Origin of the sequence: Mediterraneibacter catenae, assembly GCF_008691045.1 — a bacterium.
Classification (GTDB): Bacteria; Bacillota; Clostridia; order Lachnospirales; family Lachnospiraceae; genus Mediterraneibacter; species Mediterraneibacter ornithocaccae.
Genome location: NZ_VMSO01000001.1, coordinates 142,978 through 163,962 on the forward strand (window position 1 = coordinate 142,978; position 20,985 = coordinate 163,962).

Here is a 20,985-nt window from a genome sequence, read left to right on the forward strand (position 1 = left end):
CGGCTATTTGTCGCCATCCAGCCATTTGATGATGTAGTGGCAGGCTGTTTATAAAGAAAACATAAAGTGAATAATGAATATTCCTTGACCTTGTAATTCGCAGATAATATAATCATATGCGATACAAGGTCATTTTCTTATAGAAAGAACAGAGGTTGCAGTATGATCAGGATTGCGATCGTGGAGGATGAGGAAAGTTACATTTCCGTATTGAAGGAATATCTGGAGCGATATAAGGAGGAGTCCGGCGAGCAGATCGAGGTTACAGTCTATCACGACGGCGATGAGATCGCGGCGTTTTACCGGGCGCAGTTCGATATTATCCTGATGGATATTGAAATGAAGTTTATAGACGGCATGACTGCTGCAGAGGAAATCCGGAAAGTGGATTCATCTGTCTCCATCATATTTATCACAAATGCGCCGCAGTATGCGATCCGCGGCTATGAGGTAGGGGCGCTGGATTATATCTTAAAACCGGTATCCTACTTTACATTCAGCCAGAAGCTGGGGCGTGCCGTCGGGAAGTTAAAAAAGCGCAGCAGAAAATGGATCACTGTCCCGGTTAAAGGCGGTGTCATGCGGATGGAACTGTCCGATGTCTACTATATTGAGAGTGAAGGACATAATCTTATCTATCACGCGAAAGAAGGCTCCGTTGTATCTTCGGGGACTATGAAGTCTGTGGAAACGGCGATGGAAGGAATGGATTTCTCAAGGATCAACAAGTGTTATCTGGTCAATCTTGAACATATTGACGGTGTACAGGATAAGTATGCTATAGTCCATGGCGAGCGCCTGCTGATCAGCCGGCCGAGGACGAAGCAGTTCATGCAGGAACTGACAAGATACTGGGGGGAACGCTCATGACGGTTGCAGATTTTATAAGGGATCTTCCGGATATACCCAGAATCATTACAGCGCTTGCAGAGTGGCTTGCCTGCCTGGTCTGTATCCTGCCCGTGAGACGCCGGGAGATTGCAGGGAGTTGGAAGTTTGCGGCGATAAGCGGCGCATTTCTGGCGGTACAGTGTGCCTTTATGGTTATTACGGATGGATTCGAAGGGGTTGCATGGAATCTGTGTATGGCAACGGCGGCGCTTCTGATGTTCTGCTATATACGAGTATGTACGGAGACGACACGGAATAATGCCATATGCTGCTGCTGTACGGCTTTTATCGCATCAGAGTTCGCTGCGTCCTTTGAATGGCAGATCTGGTGCTATGCTTATGACTTCCTGAAACTCCGGCAGAGGGGCTGGGGGATTTTGACCTTAATCCTCGTGTATGCCATCGTGTTTTTTGTCATCTGGCAGCTCAGCAGGACGATATCTGTGATGGATGACGAATTCAGTGTGACGCCGGGAGAAACAGTTATGACTGCCGTGGCGTCAGTGCTTATATTTGCCGTGAGCAATCTCGGTTTTCTGCCGGTCAGCGTGCCTTTTGCAGGAAGAGACAGCCTGGAAATATTTAATATGAGAACACTTGTGGATCTCGGAGGACTTGCGATTCTTTATGCATACCAGTCCCAGTGGAAATCCACGCATATTCAGCGGGAACTGGAGACGATCCAGACGATTCTTAACAGTCAGTACGAACAATACAAACAGGCGCAGCGCGCTGTGGATCTGATTAACTACAGATATCATGACCTGAAGAATCATATTATTGCGCTGCGGGCGGATGGGAGTGATTCCCAGAGAAATGAATATCTTGATAAGCTGGAAAATGAGATCCATGATTATGAGGCTATGAATAAGACCGGGAATCAGGTGCTGGATACGCTCCTGACAAGTAAGAATCTGCGCTGTATGCAGCACAAGATTGATATGACCTGTGTGATCGACGGAAAGCTGTTTGATTCTATGGATGTTATGGATATTTGTTCGATTTTCGGAAATGCGCTTGACAATGCGATTGAGTGCGAGCTGAAGATTAAAGATTATGGCAAGAGAATGATTCATGTGGATGCATTTTCGGAGAGAAGCTTTCTTATTATTCGGTTTGAAAACTATTATGAGGGGGAAATCCGTTTTGAGAGAGGACTTCCGGTCACCAGCAAGATTGAGAAGAGTCTGCACGGTTACGGACTGAAAAGTCTTCGCTATACCGTCCATAAGTACAAGGGGGAGGTCCAGATTGATGCGCGGGATAACTGGTTCAGCCTTCGTATATTGATACCACTTGAAGTAGAAAAGACATCTTTTGAGCAGAATGCCTGATTCCGGCATCGGCAGGAAAATGTGCCGTAAGACGGAAGGATAGAGAATAAGCACGCATATGAAGTTGTGAAAAGTGCACAATTTCATATGCGTGTTTTTGTTATATTTTGATATAAGAGAAAACAGTTTATGCAGAAAATGAACAATTTGTGAATGTTTCGTAAAAAAACAGTTAAACCCTGCTATAATAACGCCAGTTGACGGGGAGATCCCGTCGAAATCTATAAGAGAAAGGGAGGAATAAACTATGTTAGCAATTAACATGGCCGATGTGGTTAACGTGTTAAATACATGTAAACCATATCTCATTGGCTTTGGCGTTGTATTTGTGATCGCGCTGATCGTGCTGATCGCAGCATTCAAACTGGACAAAGCCAAAAGAAAACTGGTCCGCTCAGAGGCGGGCATCGCTATCCTGCTGGCACTGGTCGTAGTAGTGAACCTGATCTGTTTCGGACCGATGAACAGCATGATCTCACTGGCGACAGGAAACGGTACGATCCAGGAAGAGACTTCTGCCGAGGCGACAGACCTTGTAGAGCAGATCGCGGATGAAGGCATCGTGCTCCTGAAGAATGAGGATAATATTCTTCCGCTGGCAGACAGCAACAAACTCAATGTATTCGGATGGGCTTCCACCAATCCGTGCTATGGCGGTACGGGATCCGGATCCCTGTCTGACGCGTACGAGACCGTATCTCTGCTTCAGGGACTTGAGAATGCAGGGTTCGAGCTCAACACGGAACTTTCTGATTTCTATACGGCTTACCGTGCAGACCGGCCGGAAGTCGGTATGTGGGCTCAGGACTGGACCCTTCCGGAACCGACAGCTGATTCCTACACAGATGATCTGATGAACAACGCAAAAGACTTCTCAGATACAGCGATGGTAGTGATTACACGTGTCGGCGGCGAAGGCGCGGACCTTCCGGTTGATGTAAGCCAGGTTACCTACACAAACAATTCGGACGAGTACAATGATTTCGAGCCGGGCGAGCATTATCTCCAGCTCAGCCAGACAGAGCGGAACATGCTCGATCTGGTGTGCGAGAACTTCGACAATGTCGTTGTAGTGTATAATGGCGCCAACGCAATGGAACTGGGATTCCTCAACGAGTACGAGCAGATCAAAGGCGCTCTGTGGTGCCCGGGAACAGGCCAGTCAGGCTTCAACTCACTGGGATCCATCCTGAGCGGTGAAGTGAATCCGTCCGCTAAGACAAGCGATACATTTGTCGCTGACCTGACAGCAACACCGACATGGAACAACTTCGGCATCATGTACTATGACAACATGGATGAGTTCAATGTTGTATCTGTAGGAGCTACTGGCGAGGAAGAAGTCAGCACGCCGTCCTTCGTAAATTATGTTGAAGGAATCTATGTGGGCTACAAATTCTACGAGACAGCTGCTGCAGAAGGCCTGATCAATTACGATGAAACGGTTGTGTATCCGTTCGGATACGGACTTTCCTACACAACATTCACCCAGGAGATGGGCGAGATCACTGAGGCTGACGGAAACATTTCCTTCGATGTGACAGTAACAAACACAGGGGATGCTGCAGGCAAGGATGTTGTAGAAGTATATTACAATCCTCCGTACACAAACGGCGGCATCGAGAAAGCAACTGCTAATCTGGTTGCATTCGAGAAAACAGAGACACTGGAGCCGGGTGCATCCGAGACTGTAACGATCACGTTCAAAGCCGAGGACATGGCTTCCTATGATTATCAGAACGCGAAGGCGTATGTGCTTGAGGCGGGAAATTATGAGATCAGCATTAACAGTGATTCTCATACAGCGATCGATTCTCAGACATACACGGTTGCGGAGACCATTACATACAGCGGCGACAACGCGCGTTCAACAGACGCCCAGACGGCTGAGAATACATTCGATTACGCAGCCGGTGAGGTTACATACCTTTCAAGGGCGAACGGATTTGCAAATTATGCCGAGGCAACTGCAGAGCCGGCAACATACACCATGCCGGAAGACCAGAAGGCTAATTTCCATAACAACAGCAACTACGACCCGACAGAATACAATAACGCTGACGATGAGATGCCGACCACAGGCGCTGACAACGGCATGGAGCTGGCGGATCTGCGCGGGGCGGCTTACGATGATGAGAACTGGGACAAGCTTCTTGACCAGATGACGGTAGAAGACATGGATGCGCTGATCGCACTTGGCGGCTTTCAGACGAACACTGTTGCAAGCATCGGCAAAGTGCAGACCATCGACTGCGACGGTCCGGCTTCTATCAACAATAACTTTACAGGCACAGGATCAGTAGGATTCCCGTCTGCAGTTATGATCGCAAATACATGGAGCACGGATGTGGCTACGGCATTCGGCCAGAGCATCGGCAAGATGGCGGATGAAATGGGCGTATCCGGCTGGTATGCACCGGCTATGAACATCCACCGCAGCGCATTTGCAGGACGTAACTTTGAGTACTATTCAGAAGACGGACTTCTCTCAGGTAAAATGGCTGCAAACGCTATCATCGGAGCAAACGAGTACGGCGTGTATGCATATATGAAACATTTCGCGCTGAATGATCAGGAATCCAATCGTCTGAGTATGCTCTGTACATGGTCCAACGAGCAGGCAATCCGTGAGATCTATCTGAAACCATTCGAGCTTGCAGTAAAAGAGGGCGGCACGGGAGCCGTAATGTCCTCCTTCAACTACATCGGAACTCACTGGGCTGGCGGAAGCAGCTCTCTCCTTCAGACAGTGCTCCGTGACGAGTGGGGCTTCCAGGGATTCGTACTTACCGACTACTTCGGAGTATACGGATATATGAACTCTGACCAGGCGATCAGAAATGGTACAGACTGTATGCTGGTTGCTTATGATACTGAGACGAACCATGTGAAAGACCAGGAGAGCGCGACAGGCGTTCAGGCAATGCGCCAGGCATGCAAGAACATCCTGTATACTGTTGTAAACAGCCGCGCATATGACCCGGAGAACCTTGAAACAGGGCTGATGGGATGGCAGATAGCAGCAATTGTGATCGATGTGATCTTTGCAGCGATTATCATTGTGCTTGAAGTTGTGGCTATCAAGAAATTCCTTAAGAGAAATGCAACAGAAGTAAAATCACAGGCTTCTAAATAAAAAGCAGCAATAAGCGGCCCGGACCGGAAGTGTCCGGGCTGCCTTGTAAACATGGAACGGAGGCAGTTTATGAGTAATGTAAAGACATGGTGGATGGGAAAATGGAACGGGTTTGAAAAAAACCATCCGAAGCTTGCGAAATGGGTTTACCAGATATTCTACTTCTTTGTCTTCAGTATGGGTGTAACAATCTTCCAGTATCTTGTATTCACTTTCATGCCGCATCTGCTCGGAAAAGGTCTTGCGGGTACGGAGTTTATGTGGCCGCAGGTACATATGAACCTGTTTGGCGTGGAATTCGACTGGAGCCTGCTGGGATACGAAGTGCTTACAGATAAAACAACAGGCGAAGTGCTGATCGGAGGAGGTCTTGGTTACTTCATCAGTTATGAAGTCGGATCATTCCTTGCCCAGTGTATCAATTTCCCGCTTCAGAGAAATATCACATTTAAGAGTAAGGGAAATCCGGTTTACCAGGCTATGTGGTACTTTATCGCATGGGTTGTGATCTCTCTGATCTGTAACGGATTCAACAACCTGTGGATGCCGATCGCGCAGCAGTATGTAGCTCCGGCAATTTATAACCTGCTTGTAACATTTATCACAGGCGGCGTGTCTATGATCATCTTTTTCTTTGTATTTAAGATCATCTTCCCGGAGGGAGAGCCGGATAAGAAGTAGGAGGAGCGTTGTGAAACATAAAGAAATAATTGACAAAATGAAACTGGAAGAAAAGGCGGCTCTTCTGAGCGGTAAGGGAGAATGGCAGACTTGGGATTTCGCCCGGCTGGGAATTCCGTCCATGTACTGCTCCGACGGACCGCATGGTATCCGTAAGCAGGCCGGGGCCGGCGACCATCTGGGGTTAAACCCCTCGCTTCCCGCTACCTGTTTCCCGACGGCGGCGACGGTAGCCAATAGCTGGGATCCCGAACTGGGAGAGGAGATAGGAAAAGCGCTCGGCGAAGAGGCAAGTGTACAGGGCGTGCATGTAGTGCTCGGCCCCGGACTCAATATAAAGAGAAGTCCGCTCTGCGGAAGAAACTTCGAGTATTTTTCCGAAGATCCGTACCTTGCGGGCAAGATGGCAGCGGGATATGTACGCGGAATCCAGAGCCGGGGCGTCTATGCCTGCCCGAAGCACTTTGCCGTAAACAGCCAGGAGCTTCGCAGAATGGCAATGAACGCGGTGGTAGATGAGCGTACTCTTCGTGAAATCTATCTGACCGGATTTGAGATTGCCGTGAAAGAAGGCGGCGCAAAAGCGATCATGACCAGTTACAATCAGGTCAATGGAACATATGCCAACGAAAACACACATCTTCTCAGGGACATTCTGAGAAACGACTGGGGATATGACGGGATCGTCATCACGGACTGGGGCGGATCCAACGATCATATCAAGGGCGTAGAAGCCGGTTCCGATCTGGAGATGCCGACACCGGGACTAGATTCTGCAAGGCAGATCGTGGCGGCTGTGAAAGATGGTAAAATATCAGAGGCGGCTGTGGACGAGTGTGTTGACCGTCTTCTGGAAGCCGTTCTTACACTTACGAAAGAAAGAGATATTCCTGCAGAGTTTGACAAAAAAGCGCACCATGCGCTGGCTCGGAAAGCTGCGTCGGAAAGTGCAGTACTTCTGAAAAACGAGGAGAATATCCTTCCGCTGAAGCCAGGGACAAGAGTTGCGCTGATCGGTGATTTTGCATTCGATCCAAGATATCAGGGCGCGGGTTCTTCCATGGTAAATGCAACAGAACTGGATAAGATGGCAGAGCTGATCAAAGGATACGATCTCGTGCTCGCAGGAACTTCAAAAGGATACATCAGAACCGGAGAAGAGGATGCTGTTCTGGCAAAAGAAGCTGTTGATCTTGCACAGGCGGCGGATGTCGTTCTGTACTGCTTCGGACTGGATGAGCTGAGCGAGTCTGAGGGAATCGACCGGACGCATATGCGTATCCCGCAGAACCAGATCTCTCTTCTGGAGTCCATGGCGAGAGTAAATAAGAACATTGTCGGAGTGCTGAGCGCGGGTGCTGCGATTGAGATGCCGTGGCACTACTGCCTGAAAGGACTGCTCCACGGTTATCTGTACGGACAGGCAGGCGCGGGCGCGATGCTTGATATTCTGACAGGTAAGGTCAATCCGTCCGGAAGACTCAATGAGACATATCCTCTCCGTTATGAAGATACTCCTGCGTTCCGTTATTTCCCGAGTGAAGAGCGCAACTCGGAATACAGGGAAGGGCTTTATGTGGGATACCGGTACTATGACACAAGCAAGGTGCGTGTGATGTACCCGTTTGGATTCGGACTGTCCTACACGACATTTGAGTACAGCGGCATCAAAGTAGATGAGTCGGGAGTCGCATTTACGGTGAAAAATACCGGAAAAGCAGACGGAGCGGAAGTGGCTCAGCTCTATGTCGGTATGAAAGACGCAAAGGTGTACCGTCCGGAAAAAGAGCTGAAGGGTTTTGCGAAGATTTTCCTGAAAGCAGGCGAGAGTGCGGAAGTAAAGATCCCGTTTGACGATAAGACATTCCGTTACTGGAATGTAAGGACAAATGCATGGGAGATCGAAGGCGGCACCTACCGGATAATGGTCGGCGCGAGCTGCGCGGATATCCGTCTTGAAGCGGAAGCAGATGTTGCGGGCACGACGGAAGAATTCCCGTATTATACGAATCGTATGCCTTCCTATTATTCCGGCCTGATCCAGCAGGTTGATGACAAAGAGTTTGAAGAACTGCTTGGAACTCCGATCCCGTCCGGAAAGTGGACCGGCGATCTGACAGTCAATGACGCGATCTGCCAGATGTACTACGCAAAGAGTGCCATTGCGCGGTTTGTGTACAAGAAACTGACGCAGATGAAAAAGAAGAGTGAGGACGCAGGCAAACCGGATCTGAATATCCTCTTCATATATAATATGCCGTTCCGCGCCATAGCAAAGATGACCGGAGGCATGGTGAGCATGGAGATGGTAGAAGGAATCGTGACTATGGTCAACGGACATCTGTTCCGCGGACTGGGACGGACGATCGGCGGCTTCTTCCGGAACAGGAAACTCAATAAGAAATACGTGAAAGAAATTACCGGGAAATAGACCCGGACTGAAAAAACCGGCATTGCCAGAACAGATGGCTCTGCCGGTTTTTTGTGGTGAAAACTTGTCAAAGTCCGAGGCTGCCCGGGCCCGTGGCGGCCGCTTGCAATCCAGGAATCTGCCTTTGGGCACATCCGGTGACTGCGGTCAGTTTGTAAGAGGGGTGCTTAGATACTTCTTCGGCGTAACCCCTTTGTACTTCTTGAATGTCTTAATGAAGTAGCTCTCATCGTTAAAGCCGCAGCTCATACCGATTTCGGACACGGAATCATTAGAAGTGGCAAGTTTGAAACATGCCTGTTCGATGCGGTAGTAGTTCAGGTAATCGATGGGAGTCCGATGAGTCATCTCCCGGAAATAGCGGCAGAAATATTTTGAGTTCATTCCCGCGGCGCGCGCCAGATCGTCCAGAGTGATGCATTCATCATAGTGATCCTCGATGGTGGCGATTACATTTTTTAAATGTTCGATCCTGAGTCCGTCCTTTGCGGAGATGCTTTGAGCCTCTCTGTACCACCCGTGTTCGAGAATATATCCGAAGAATTCATAAAATGCACCGATCACGGTGAGTTCGTGTCCTTCAGCGCGTGTCTTCATATGCCCGAACATTCTGTCGGTGATGCGGGAAAGCTCTTTGCCGGCAGGAGAGAGGTGATTGTTGATGTCAATAGAATCGCTGCTGACCTTTTTCAGCAGGCGTTCTCCAGCGGGGGTGGCTGTCATGAGAGAATCAAGATTAAACACAATACACTCATACAGGCAATTCTTCGGTATGCCCCCGTGGAGCAGCCCTCCCTTGATAAAGATGATATCCCCTGCTTTTGCGGTGAATTCCTCCTCGCCTATAGTCATTAGAAACTCGCCCTTCAATATCCGTATAATTTCATATTCGATGTGCCAGTGGTACGACATTTCATATCTCGGATGCGCCGGCCCAACATGATAAAACTCCATCGGAAACTCAAACGTTCCGTGTTCTTTCGCTTCCCTGTATTTGATATATTTCACAGTATATTCTCCTTTACGTCTGATTTAATACTTTTATACAGTTTTTATATAAGGATGAGATGTGGTCTACGGGAAAAGATTATCTATTGCGATATCCCGACTCGCGGCAGATCAATCTGCAATATCTTTCCGCACGCCCATGCGCCGGCTCGAATCCGCTGCATAGCAGCTCCTTCTCGCTGTATGGCATCCGCCATATGCAGATATCACCGGACAACGCCGCATACAAGCAAGCTTGAGCGGCATTGCCCGCTGATATCCGCGCATGTGCTGATTTTGTACAAAAAGTGAATATCTTTATATTTTTATTCTATTATAGCACGAGACAAACAAAAAAAATAGTATTATAATGATAGACAAGAAACGAGCTATAAAGCCAAAGAAGAGGAGGAATGTTACTATGGCAGAAAACAGATACGTAGGCTCTTATCCGGTAATCGGCATCAGACCTACCATCGACGGAAGAAAAGGCGTTCTCGATGTAAGAGGATCTCTGGAAGATCAGACAATGGCTATGGCTAAGAACGCTGCGAAACTGTTTGAGGAGAACCTGAAATACTCAAACGGCGAGCCGGTTAAGGTTGTTATTGCTGACTCCACGATCGGACGTGTCGGCGAGAGTGCTGCCTGCGCGGACAAGTTCAGAAAAGAAGGCGTTGACATCACTCTGACAGTTACACCGTGCTGGTGCTACGGGTCAGAGACAATGGATATGGATCCGCAGACGATCAAGGCTGTATGGGGCCTGAACGCTACAGAGAGACCGGGCGCTGTATACCTGGCATCCGTTCTTGCCACACACGCTCAGAAAGGTCTTCCGGCATTCGGTATCTACGGACATGACGTTCAGGATGCTGACGATATGACGATCCCGGAAGATGTTAAAGAGAAACTGTTAAGATTCGGCCGTGCAGCAGTTGCAGCTGCTTCCATGAGAGGAAAATCATGGCTGCAGATCGGTTCCGTTACAATGGGTATCGGCGGATCTATCATCGATCAGGATTTCATCGAGTCTTATCTTGGCATGCGCGTTGAGTCTGTTGACGAGGTTGAGATCATCCGCCGCATGACAGAAGGCATCTACGATGAGGCTGAGTACCAGAAAGCTCTTGCATGGGCAAAAGAAAAATGCCACATCGGATTTGACAAGAACCCGGAACACTTGCAGAAATCACAGGAAGAGAAAGAAAAACAGTTCGAGTTCGTTGTTAAGATGGCAGTTATCATCAAAGACCTGATGCAGGGCAACAAGAACTTCCCGGAGGAGCTTTCAGAGGAAGCAATCGGACACAATGCGATCGCAGCAGGTTTCCAGGGACAGAGACAGTGGACTGACTTCTATCCGAACGGAGATTTCGCAGAGGCAATGCTCAACTCTTCATTTGACTGGGATGGAGCACGTGAGCCGTACATCCTTGCTACAGAGAATGACGTGCTTAACGGTCTTGGAATGCTGTTCATGAAACTCCTCACAAACCGTGCACAGATGTTCGCGGATGTTCGTACATACTGGAGCCCGGAGGCTGTTAAGAGAGTGACAGGATATGATCTTGAGGGTGTTGCAAAAGAGAACGGCGGTATCATCCACCTGATCAACTCAGGAGCATGCTGTCTTGATGCAAGCGGTGCGGCAAAAGATGAGAACGGCAACGGCGTTATGAAAGAATGGTGGAATGTAACAGAAGAAGACCAGCAGGCCATCATGGACGCTACAACATGGAACATGGCTGACCTCGGATACTTCCGCGGCGGCGGATACTCCAGCCGTTTCGAAACAAAAGTACAGATGCCGGCTACAATGATCCGTCTGAACCTTGTAAAGGGCCTTGGACCGATGCTTCAGATTGCAGAAGGATGGACAGTAGGACTTCCGGAGGATGTATCTGACACACTGTGGAAACGTACAGACTATACATGGCCGTGTACATGGTTCGCTCCGAGATGCGACGGCAAAGAAGGCGCATTTAAGTCCGCTTACGATGTAATGAACAACTGGGGAGCTAACCACGGTGCAATCTCCTACGGACACATTGGTGCAGATCTTATTACATTCGCATCTATGCTCCGTATCCCGGTTGCTATGCATAACGTACCGGAAGACAAGATCTTCCGTCCGGCAGCATGGAATGCATTCGGAATGGACAAGGAAGGCGCTGATTACAGAGCTTGCGCAAACTACGGTGCTCTTTACAAACCGTACAAATAATAGATCGTTGACATTTGCATAAAGTATGAAGAGAAAGGGGAGGGTTGAAAGCAAAACTTTCAACCCTCTTGTCTAAGGAGGAAAAAATGGAGAAGAAAGTATTGGCTTTTGACTTTGGCGCTTCGGGCGGCAGAGCAATGTGCGGAACTTTTGACGGTGAGAAAATCACGATTGAAGAACTGCACCGTTTTTCCAATGATCCGGTTATCTTAAACGGTACAATGTACTGGGATGTGCTCCGTCTTTTCTTTGAGATCAAGCAGGGACTTATTAAAGCTAAAAAATGCGGAAAGATTGAGAGTATCGGTATTGATACGTGGGGCGTTGATTTTGGCCTGATCGACAGCGAGGGCCGTCTTCTTGAGAATCCGGTCCACTACCGTGACAGCCGGACAGAGGGGATGCTTGCAGAAAGCTTCAAGATGATCGACAAGCAGAAATTCTACGAGATTACAGGCAATCAGTTTATGGAAATCAATACTGCATTCCAGCTTCTGTATCTTCTGAAGAACAGAAAAGATCTGCTTGACCGCGCAGATAAGATGATCCTGATGCCTGACCTGTTTAACTATTTCCTGACAGGAGCAAAGAAAGCGGAATATTCTATCGCGTCTACCACACAGCTCCTGGATGCGAGAAAAGGACAGTGGTCGGATGAGGTGCTCGATGCACTGGAACTTCCGAAGCATATCTTCCCGGAGATTGTTCCTACGGGAACGAAAGTCGGGGAACTGACAGATGAAATCTGCACAGAACTTGGACTTGATAAGATAGATGTTATGGCTGTTGCGGGACATGATACACAGTGTGCGCTTGTGGCTGTTCCGGCGTCGGAGGAAGATTTTATCTTCTTAAGCTGCGGTACATGGTCATTGCTCGGAACCGAACTTGCCGAGCCGATCATCAATGACAAGTCAGAGTATTACAATATAACAAACGAAGGCGGATATGGAAGAAAAATCTCTTTCCTTAAGAATATTATCGGTCTGTGGTGCATCCAGGAAAGCCGCCGTCAGTGGATCCGTGAGGGTCAGGAGTACGGGTTCGGTGATCTGGAGATCATGGCGAAAGAGGCTCCGTCGCTTCGGTGCTTTATCGATCCGGATGCTCCGGAGTTTACGCCGGCAGGCGATGTGCCTGGCCGTATCCGTGAATTCTGCAGGAGAACCGGACAGCCGGTGCCGGAGAGCATTGGAGAGGTTGTCCGCTGCATCAACGAAAGTCTTGCAATGAAGTACCGTCATGCGATGGAAGAGATCAAAGACTGTACAGGTAAAGATTACCAGACTGTCTACATGGTGGGCGGCGGCACACAGAGTGCCCTGCTGTGCCAGTTTACGGCAAACGCCTGCGGATGCCGCGTGAGCGCCGGACCGGTCGAGGCTACAGTGCTGGGAAATGTCGCACTGCAGCTTATGGCTTCGGGGGATATCAAGTCTCTCGGCGAGGCGCGAGAAATCATAAAACGCTCTCAGGATATTAAGATTTACGAGCCTCAGAATACAGCAGAGTGGGACGAGGCATATGAGAGATTTAAAAAGATTCTTGTATAGACTTGACTGTCAAAGTGCTGTGTGTTTTAATTAAAACAGCAATTGCATTAGACAGAATGCATAAAACGGTTCGCCAGCTCCCCGAAAGGAGAGTAAAAAATGGCTGCAACGATTCGCGATATCAGAGACAGGACCGGCCTTTCCCTGGCGACGATTTCCAAATACTTAAATGGCGGGAATGTGCTTCCGAGGAACCGGAAACTGATCGAAGAAGCAATCGAAGAATTACATTATGAAGTGAACGAACTGGCAAGAGGACTGGTCACAAACCGTACAAAGACGATAGGAGTCCTGGTATATGATATTCAGTGCATTTTCGTGGGGAATATGCTTCATTATCTGGGGCAGGCACTCCATCAGAACGGTTATGGCATGCTGATCTGTGACTCCTGTAATGATGCGGAGATTGAGTCGAAGAATCTTCAGTTCCTGTTGAACAGAAAAGTAGACGGTATCCTCGTGTTTGCCGTCAGCCTGAATGGGACGTTTTTAAAATCTGCAAGGAAAGCGGATGTGCCGGTGGTGCTGCTGGACCGGGCTTTTCGTAACGAGGAGTTTGACTGTATCGAGATTGACAACAGAACAGCAATGCTGCGGGCAACAAATAAGCTGATCAGGCGGGGGCATAACAGGATTGCACTTGTTGCATCTAATATCGAATACACCGGAATGGAGAGGATGAAAGGGTTCGAAGATGCACTGTCGGACGCAGGGATTCTGATCCCTGATGCTTACCGTGTGTACGGAAGACATTCTTTTGAACTTGGGTATCAGGGGATGAAAGGCCTTCTGGAACTGCCTGAACCACCTACTGCGGTGATCCTGAGCAATTACGATACCACGCTTGGCGGTATAATGGCGGTAAACGAGTCGCAGTTTACGTGTCCCAGGGACGTGTCAATTATCGGTTTTGATGATCTGCTTATGTCAAAGGTGATCCGGCCGAGACTCTGGATCGTGGCCCAGCCTATGGAAGAAATGTCGAAAAGAGCGGTCGAACTGCTCTTGAAACGCATTTCGCACGAGGAAGAAGGCGGGCCTCTCAGGATAAGTTTCAGCGCCGGAATACGGGAGGGAGATTCAATCCGAAATCTTTAGAAAATTTGGGCATTATGTACAGAAAAAGAGCCGTAAACTCCATAATATCAATCTGACTTTGGTCAATACGACAAAAGCGAACCGGTTCGCTTTTAAAAAGTTCGCTTTTGTTGACAAAGGGTAAAAGCAGTTGTATAATTTCACTATACGGGCACTTTTTATTTATGATAAATGTCAAAAATGCCTGAAAACTGCAAACAAAAATGTATAGGGAAAAAGCGAACCGTTACGCGCAAACGAATGAGGAATGGGAGAATCATTACTTAAAAATGAGGCACCATGAATCAGAACAATTCATCGAATGAAAAGATGGGAGGAAGAAAAGTGGAAAGTATCAAACAAAATCCTTTAGTCAAAAAGGTGGGATTTAACAGAATCGTGCTGTGCATCGTACTGCTCCTGATGTACGGACTGTTCTGCGCCCTGACCGGAGGCGATTTCTTCGGTATGCGCCGTATCTTAAGCGCATTGAACTATGCGTACTTCCTGGGATTTTTATCACTGGCAGTTACGTTTGTCATTGCGACAGGAGGAATTGATTTCTCCATAGGACCGGTTATGTTCTGCTGCGCATTGATGGCAGGCTTCTGTTTTACAATGTACGGCATGCCGATGCCGGCAGCGCTGCTGATAAGCCTGGTGATCGGACTTGCATTCGGTATTTTCAACGGATACCTGGTGGCGTACTGGAATGTGCCGTCATTCATTACATCCATGGCGAGCATGAACATAGCAAAAGGACTTGCATCAGTATTTACTAAGACACAGTCTGTAAGCTGGCCGCAGTCCAGTCAGGAGGGCGGATGGTTCAGAAATCTGGTAACGATCGAAGATATTCCGGTAGGTCTGATTATCCTGATTGTTATTGCAGTTGTCTGTGCTATTCTTCTGAATCAGACAAAGATGGGACGCTATATCCTTTCTCTTGGAAGCAACAAGGAAGCTGTAAGACTTTCTGGTGTTAATGTAAAAAAATGGGAAATGTCGGCATATGTTGTCTGCGGACTTCTGGTCGGCATCGCGGCAATCTTCTTTGTAGGCGCATATTCAACGGTACAGCCTGGTTATGGTGACCAGTATAACAATGAGGCAATCGCCGGATGCGTAATGGGCGGAACATCCATGGCAGGCGGACTTGCATCGATCAGTGGTACGATCATAGGCGTGTTCATTATTTCACTCCTTCAGGAAGGAATTATGGCGCTTGGCCTTGATAAGAACCTTCAGCTGATCATCACAGGAATTATCGTTATCGTTGCAGTATTCGCTGACGTTGTGGCAAGACGCAGGAAGAACTAAAGACGGTACATGGAAATCAGTAAGTGTGATTGAGAAAGGCAAGGGTAAAGAATATGGGCGAAGTTATATTAACAATGAAGGGAATCGACAAATCTTTCCCGGGTGTTCATGCACTGGACCATGTAGATCTGGAAGTCCGAAAAGGTGAAGTACACGCACTCATGGGAGAAAACGGTGCCGGAAAGTCAACATTAATGAAGGTGCTGACAGGTATCTATAAAAAAGATTCCGGAACAATTACATATGAAGGAAAAGAAGTAGAATTTCATAATACAAGAGAAGCGCAGGATGCAGGAGTCGTAATCGTGCATCAGGAGCTGAATATGCTCGGTCATCTGACAGTTGCCCAGAATATTTTCATCGGACGTGAGTTTAAGAAGGGTATCCGTATTGATGACAAAAAGATGAACGAGGAAGCAAAGAAGCTTTTTGACAGGATGCATATTGATATTGATCCGAAGGAGACGATGAGTAAGCTGACAGTCGGAAAGCAGCAGATGTGTGAGATTGCAAAAGCAATTTCCCATAAGGCGAAGGTTATCATCTTTGACGAGCCGTCAGCAGCTCTGACGGAGTCGGAGATTGAAGAGCTGTTCAAGATCATCCGCGATTTGAGAGACCAGGGGCTGGGTATTGTTTATATTTCCCACCGTATGGATGAGATCAAGGTGATTACAGACCGTGTGACGGTTATGCGTGACGGTGCTTATGTAGGTACTCTGATTACGAAAGACTGTACAAAAGATGATATCATTAACATGATGGTCGGCCGTGTGATCTACGAAGATCCGAAGACTCAGAACATGACACCTAAGGGATCGCCGGTTGTGCTGAAGGTAGATCATCTTAATGCGGGCAAGATGGTTCAGGATGTAAGCTTTGAACTTCATAAAGGTGAAGTGCTCGGCTTCTCAGGACTGATGGGCGCAGGACGTACCGAGACGATGAGAGCGCTGTTTGGAGCAGACCCGATCGACAGCGGTGACATCTACATTAACGGGCAGAAGGTTACTATTAAGAGCCCGCAGGATGCAGTTAAGCACGGTATCGGTTATCTGTCGGAGGACAGAAAGAGATACGGTATTGTTGTTCAGAAGTCGGTGGCAGAGAACACGACGATGGCTGATCTTGACGAATTCTCCAACGGTCCGTTTATCAATAAGAAGAAAGAGAAAGAAGTCGCAAACAAATATGTGGAGTCACTTGCAACGAAGACACCAAGCGTTGACCAGCTTGTTGTAAATCTGTCAGGTGGTAACCAGCAGAAAGTCGTTATTGCAAAATGGCTGACAAGAAACTGTGATATTCTCATTTTCGACGAGCCGACAAGAGGTATCGATGTCGGAGCTAAGAATGAAATCTATAAGCTGATGAACCAGCTTGCAGCAGAAGGCAAAGCCATTATAATGGTTTCCTCAGAAATGACCGAAATCTTGCGTATGAGCGACAGGATTGTCGTTATGTGTGAAGGCAAGAAGACCGGTGAACTGGATATTTCCGAGGCTACACAGGAAAATATCATGAACATGGCTACAAGAGAGATTAGTTAGGGAGGAAAATGTGATGGCAAATAAATCAGTAAGTAAAACGGCCGGCACGAATAAGTCGTTCATTGACAAAATGGGCGGTCAGCAATTTATCGTCCTGATCATCGTCATTGTAATGTTTATCTTTTTCAGTGCAATGAGCCCCGGATTCAGAAAGTATACAACGGTAGTAAGTATTCTTGATTATTCTTACTATATCGCGTTGATGGCAATCGGTGTTACGTTCCCGCTTCTGACAGGCGGTGTTGACCTTTCAATCGGAACAGGTCTGATCTGTTACTCGCTGATCGGCGGACTTCTGGTGCGTCAGCATGGAATGCCGGTCGCGGTAGGGATGCTTGTAACTATTTTGATCGGTATTGTTTTCGGTATTATTAACGGATGCCTGGTGGCACTGATGGATCTGCCGCCATTTCTGGCAACTTTGTGTACCTGTATGATCACCCGTGGTTTTGGTGCGTTTGTAGTAGGCGGCTATGGTATTCCGTGGCCGGCAGCAGGACAGGAAGGCGGATGGTTCAGAAGTATCTTCAAGATTCAGATGGGCGGTCAGAACATTCCGATCGGTTTTCTTTGGATCATCCTTCTGGTTATCATCATGAGTTTCGTACTGAACCACACAAAGATGGGACGTTACACACGTGCGATCGGAAGTAATAAAGAAGCAACAAGGCTTTCAGGAGTCAATGTTAAGTTTTACCATATAATGGCATATGTGATCTGCGGACTCTTTGCAGGGCTTGCAGCAATTGCTTACTCGGCAATTTTCGCTACAGTTCAGCCGGGCAGCGGCGCCGGATTTGAGATGGATGCAATCGGCGGTGCAATCGTCGGCGGTGTGTCTATGTCAGGTGCCGTAGGAAATGTTACAGGTACTCTGATCGGTGTCTTTGTTATCTGTCTGTTGAAGACAGGACTTCCGTTCATCGGACTGACTGCGAACTGGCAGCAGATCATTACAGGTTTTGTCCTGATCATAGCTGTATTGATCGATATCTTTAAGAGAAAGAAAGAGTCAGGACAATAATCAATTTAATTTCAGTGATAGATAACAGCCGGGAGCTGTATCAGCAGTAAAATGTCTGCCGGCTGTTACTATAGAAACCAAGTAAAGGCAGACCATGCCGGAAGGATCAGCGAATTGATGTGCGTATATATTGGAATATACAGATATATGCACGGTATCTGTACTATATGCGGACTGACAGAAGTATATCTTTCAAAATGGTCGCAAAAATTATTTCAGGAGGATATGAAATATGAAAAAGAAAGTATTAGCAGTATTACTCGGCGGATGTATGGTAGCAGGGCTTCTGGCAGGCTGCGGCGGCGGAGATGAGGCTACAACCTCAGACAATGGCGATGCAGCGACATCAGAGGAAGATAGCTCAGGCGGCGGAGATTATACATTTGAAGTCGTAGTAAAGAGCTTCCAGTCTACATACTGGCAGGCAGCTATCCAGGGAATTGAAGCAGCAAAAGAAGAACTTGGCGTTAAGGTTAACACAACAGGACCGAATGCTGAGTCTGATATTGCCGATCAGGTTAATATGCTGAATAACGCGATCAGCCAGAATCCGGATGGTATCGCTCTTGCAGCAAATGACCAGAATGCAGTTCTTGATTCTCTTCAGGATGCACTTGACGCAGATATCCCGGTAGTATGCTTCGATACAGGTGTGCCGGACGCTCCGGAAGGATCTGTAATCGCTACAATCGCTACAGACAACGAGGCAGCAGGTGCTGTTGCAGCAGAAAATATGTATAATGTAATCAAAGATACAATTGCAAATGCAACAGAGCCGGTTAGAATCGGTGAAGTTAACCAGGATGCTACATCAGCTAACATTTCCGGTCGTGGTATGGGATTCATCAACAAGATGAAAGAGCTCATCGAGGCTGACGGAAAGACAGTAGCAGTTATCGGTAACCAGTTCTATGTAGACCAGGTTGAGAACAACGGTGATGAGGGATCAGCAGACGTTATCATTGAAGTAGCCGTACCGGCTCAGACAACAGTTGAGCTGTCCGCTACAGAGGCTTCCAACATCATGAACAAAGATGATACGATCGCTATCTTCGGTTCCAACCAGGTTACAGCAGAGGGTGTCCTCACAGCTAACCAGAACCTGAATGTACTTGCAGCTACTCCGGACGAGGGTATTGTTGGTGTAGGATTTGATGCAGGTGCTACACTGAAAGCAGCAGTTGCTGACGGAACACTCATCGGTGCAGTTACACAGGCTCCTGTTGATCAGGGTAACCTCGCTATCCACGCACTGTATGACTACTGCGAAGGAAAAGAAGTATCCGATATCCCTACAGACAGCTACTGGTATGATGCTTCCAACATGGAAGAAGAGGACATCGCTCCTAACCTGTATGACTAATCAACAACAGTCATTTGGAAAAAATACTAAAATCTGATTTAAATTAAAACGTGCATACAGGCTGGGATGAGCCAGCCTGGAAAGAAAAGGAATCGGGAAATTCCCGGTTCCTTTTTAAAAGAAAAATATTATATCGAGGAGGACATCATTATGTTAAAAGGAATCCCGAAGATCCTGTCACCTGAGCTTCTGAAAGTATTAGCAGAGATGGGACACAGCGACAGACTGGTTATTTCAGATGGAAACTTTCCGGCAGAATCCATGGGAAAGGATGCAATCGTGATCCGCTGTGACGGACATGGAGTTCCGGAACTGCTGGATGCTATACTTCAAGTATTTCCGCTTGATACATACGTAGAGCATCCTGTAAACCTTATGGAAGTAATGCCGGGAGACGATGTGGAAACTCCGATCTGGGATACCTACAAGGAGATAATCCGAAAACATGACGACAGAGGAGATGCCGTTGTCGGGAACATTGAGCGCTTTGCATTCTATGAAGAGGCTAAGAAAGTATACGCCATTATTGCTACAGGAGAATCTGCACTCTATGCGAATATTATGCTGCAGAAAGGCGTAGTTACCGACTGATCACAAAAGATAAGGCTGTTTACAGAAATACCAGAGACGGAGGATATCACATGCTGGATCATGTAGAAATTGTTTTTGAAAATATGAAACCGATGATGAAAAAGCTCAAGAAAAAAAATTATAAGAGCAATATGGAAGATTTCCTGGGCAGATATGGGCATTATTTTCAGGAAATGACAATACTGACGGAAAATGCAGATGACAAAGAAGCAGCGGCAGATGAGATTGCACGTACCTTTGCGGAATGTGTGGAACGAAAATTCACATCACCGAAAAAAGGGAGGATTGACGGTGTTGTCCAGCTCGATCTGAATTTCTTCATGATCTACTATATTTTCCCGGCAATCCTTAAAACCGGGCATGAAGATGCAAAGCTTATCGCCGACCATATACGCGATGAGTGGAGCCGCCGTTTTAAGGACAGCGACATCCAGTATACAGATTATGATTCGATCTACTCCGCATTTCGCGAGAAAATATTCGGGCTCTTTTAGTTTGTCTTGCAATGATCCCGTAATTGTGGTAGAATAATCGTGGTTTATCCGCAGGAGGTGTAGAGATGGATATCTTAAAGACCGTGATAACGATCATCTTTGTTATAGACTGCATTGCATTAGCTGCGATCATTCTTCTTCAGGAGGGAAAGTCAGCAGGACTGGGTACGATCAGCGGAGCAGCAGACACATATTGGGGACATAATAAAGGACGTTCCATGGAAGGAACTCTTGTAAAAGTAACCCGTGTGGTAGCGGTTCTTTTCATTGTACTGGCTGTGGTTCTCAACCTTAAGATCTTTAATTAATGCAGCGGACGACGGTAA

At 47.5% G+C, this 20,985-nt stretch carries 16 protein-coding genes; 15 read left to right on the forward strand and 1 reads right to left on the reverse strand.

Annotated features, from left to right (window positions below; all coding sequences use genetic code 11):
- Positions 1-162: 162 nt before the first annotated feature.
- From FNY66_RS00565 to FNY66_RS00585, 5 genes are all read left to right on the forward strand, one after another.
- Positions 163-870, forward strand: a complete 708-nt coding sequence (locus tag FNY66_RS00565) for a LytR/AlgR family response regulator transcription factor (protein ID WP_150309977.1) — start codon at positions 163-165, stop codon at positions 868-870.
- Positions 867-2,225, forward strand: coding sequence for an ATP-binding protein (locus FNY66_RS00570; protein WP_150309978.1), 1,359 nt, complete (start codon positions 867-869; stop codon positions 2,223-2,225). The genes FNY66_RS00565 and FNY66_RS00570 overlap by 4 nt, the downstream gene beginning before the upstream one ends.
- A gap of 247 nt (positions 2,226-2,472) precedes the next feature.
- Positions 2,473-5,361 carry a glycoside hydrolase family 3 N-terminal domain-containing protein gene (locus tag FNY66_RS00575; RefSeq protein ID WP_150309979.1) on the forward strand — a complete coding sequence of 963 codons (2,889 nt, stop codon included), beginning with the start codon at positions 2,473-2,475 and terminating at the stop codon, positions 5,359-5,361.
- Between the two features lie 69 nt (positions 5,362-5,430).
- Positions 5,431-6,042 carry a hypothetical protein gene (locus FNY66_RS00580; protein ID WP_150309980.1) on the forward strand — a complete coding sequence of 204 codons (612 nt, stop codon included), beginning with the start codon at positions 5,431-5,433 and terminating at the stop codon, positions 6,040-6,042.
- A gap of 10 nt (positions 6,043-6,052) precedes the next feature.
- Entirely contained in the window at positions 6,053-8,473 is a 2,421-nt protein-coding gene (locus tag FNY66_RS00585; RefSeq protein WP_150309981.1) for a beta-glucosidase family protein, read from the forward strand.
- 147 nt (positions 8,474-8,620) lie between these two features.
- Here the strand turns inward: FNY66_RS00585 and FNY66_RS00590 are convergent, their stop codons facing one another.
- A complete protein-coding gene (locus tag FNY66_RS00590; protein WP_150309982.1) occupies positions 8,621-9,481 on the reverse strand; it encodes an AraC family transcriptional regulator in 861 nt (286 codons plus the stop codon).
- Between the two features lie 400 nt (positions 9,482-9,881).
- Between FNY66_RS00590 and FNY66_RS00595 the strand changes: the two genes are divergently transcribed.
- The 10 genes from FNY66_RS00595 to secG all read left to right on the forward strand — a co-directional run bounded on the left by FNY66_RS00595 (position 9,882) and on the right by secG (position 20,967).
- The gene (locus FNY66_RS00595; RefSeq protein ID WP_087150999.1) at positions 9,882-11,687 is read left to right on the forward strand and encodes an L-fucose isomerase; all 1,806 of its coding nucleotides are present in this window, start codon (positions 9,882-9,884) and stop codon (positions 11,685-11,687) included.
- A gap of 86 nt (positions 11,688-11,773) precedes the next feature.
- Entirely contained in the window at positions 11,774-13,240 is a 1,467-nt protein-coding gene (locus tag FNY66_RS00600; RefSeq protein ID WP_087150998.1) for a rhamnulokinase, read from the forward strand.
- 99 nt (positions 13,241-13,339) lie between these two features.
- On the forward strand, positions 13,340-14,338 hold the full coding sequence (locus tag FNY66_RS00605) for a LacI family DNA-binding transcriptional regulator (RefSeq protein ID WP_150309983.1): 999 nt from the start codon (positions 13,340-13,342) through the stop codon (positions 14,336-14,338).
- A gap of 279 nt (positions 14,339-14,617) precedes the next feature.
- Entirely contained in the window at positions 14,618-15,637 is a 1,020-nt protein-coding gene (locus FNY66_RS00610) for an ABC transporter permease (protein WP_229409401.1), read from the forward strand.
- A 53-nt stretch (positions 15,638-15,690) separates the two neighbouring features.
- Positions 15,691-17,187, forward strand: a complete 1,497-nt coding sequence (locus FNY66_RS00615) for a sugar ABC transporter ATP-binding protein (RefSeq protein WP_150309984.1) — start codon at positions 15,691-15,693, stop codon at positions 17,185-17,187.
- A gap of 13 nt (positions 17,188-17,200) precedes the next feature.
- Positions 17,201-18,211 carry an ABC transporter permease gene (locus tag FNY66_RS00620; RefSeq protein ID WP_087150995.1) on the forward strand — a complete coding sequence of 337 codons (1,011 nt, stop codon included), beginning with the start codon at positions 17,201-17,203 and terminating at the stop codon, positions 18,209-18,211.
- Positions 18,212-18,443: 232 nt separating this feature from the next.
- Positions 18,444-19,574, forward strand: coding sequence for a substrate-binding domain-containing protein (locus tag FNY66_RS00625; protein WP_150309985.1), 1,131 nt, complete (start codon positions 18,444-18,446; stop codon positions 19,572-19,574).
- A gap of 150 nt (positions 19,575-19,724) precedes the next feature.
- Entirely contained in the window at positions 19,725-20,165 is a 441-nt protein-coding gene (locus FNY66_RS00630; RefSeq protein WP_087150993.1) for an RbsD/FucU family protein, read from the forward strand.
- A gap of 50 nt (positions 20,166-20,215) precedes the next feature.
- The gene (locus tag FNY66_RS00635) at positions 20,216-20,659 is read left to right on the forward strand and encodes a hypothetical protein (protein ID WP_087150992.1); all 444 of its coding nucleotides are present in this window, start codon (positions 20,216-20,218) and stop codon (positions 20,657-20,659) included.
- A gap of 65 nt (positions 20,660-20,724) precedes the next feature.
- Positions 20,725-20,967 carry a preprotein translocase subunit SecG gene (gene secG, locus FNY66_RS00640; protein ID WP_087150991.1) on the forward strand — a complete coding sequence of 81 codons (243 nt, stop codon included), beginning with the start codon at positions 20,725-20,727 and terminating at the stop codon, positions 20,965-20,967.
- The last annotated feature ends 18 nt before the right edge of the window (positions 20,968-20,985 follow it).